The organism is Clostridium sp. AM28-20LB (assembly GCF_003480665.1).
Lineage (GTDB): Bacteria > Bacillota > Clostridia > Lachnospirales > Lachnospiraceae > Otoolea > Otoolea fessa.
The window spans coordinates 1-383 of the sequence record NZ_QUJN01000004.1; the positions used below are offsets into that span (position 1 = coordinate 1).

Genomic DNA, 383 nt, shown 5'->3' on the forward strand with positions numbered 1-383 from the left:
GGTTTCATTTCATTATCCTGTAGAAACTTTCCAAGATTGAACCAGTAATGCCCTGTCGGTTCCATACCTGGAACCACCTTATCCTTCTCATGTCTTTCTTTGAGGTTCAGGATCCATTCCTTAAATGTCACAAATCCAGCCTCTGTATTGCTAAACTTAAATGGCTTCTTCGAATACTCGATTCCTCTGTAATCAAAAGCTCTGGCATAGTGCATTTCACTTCCGACATCAATTCCGAGTACCAAAGTTTTTTCTGTAATAGCTTCAATTTTTGCGTTCTGTGTGTTAGACTTCATTGTAGATACCTCTCTGTATAATAAGATTTTTACTAACCTGCCAGTCAGTAGTCTTATTGTACTCTGAGGTATTTTCAATTTTCAACG

Annotated in this window: 1 protein-coding gene; it reads right to left on the reverse strand. The window is 37.9% G+C overall.

The features are described 5' to 3' along the window. Positions 1 to 296, reverse strand: a 296-nt coding sequence (locus DW739_RS09260; RefSeq protein ID WP_147353104.1) for a transposase, incomplete at its 3' end; no start/stop codon positions are given. Positions 297 to 383: the final 87 nt, after the last annotated feature.